The sequence below is a fragment of the Flavobacterium odoriferum genome, assembly GCF_025499515.1.
Lineage (GTDB): Bacteria > Bacteroidota > Bacteroidia > Flavobacteriales > Flavobacteriaceae > Flavobacterium > Flavobacterium odoriferum.
Genome location: NZ_JAMKFA010000060.1, coordinates 1 through 204, shown reverse-complemented (window position 1 = coordinate 204; position 204 = coordinate 1). Strand labels below are relative to the sequence as shown.

General features: G+C 42.2%; 1 protein-coding gene. It reads left to right on the top strand.

Annotated elements, in window-relative coordinates:
- A partial coding sequence (locus M9Q43_RS14105) for a jacalin-like lectin (protein WP_262319501.1) occupies nucleotides 1–204 on the top strand: 204 nt, incomplete at both ends.

The following is a 204-nucleotide window of genomic DNA, read 5'->3' as shown; positions in this document are numbered from 1 at the left end:
ATATCCAAACTGAGGATACACACTAATTTGCGTCCACGTGGTCACGGACCATATGGAACTAGGGACGTTGGTGAAGCATTTAAATCTCCAATGCCATTAGAAAAAAATGAACGTATTGCTGGAATCTTTGGAACTGCTCACACCTACCTAGTTTCCATTGGATTATACGTTAACAAGGAAGACGGTGGTGATTGCAACTGTAGC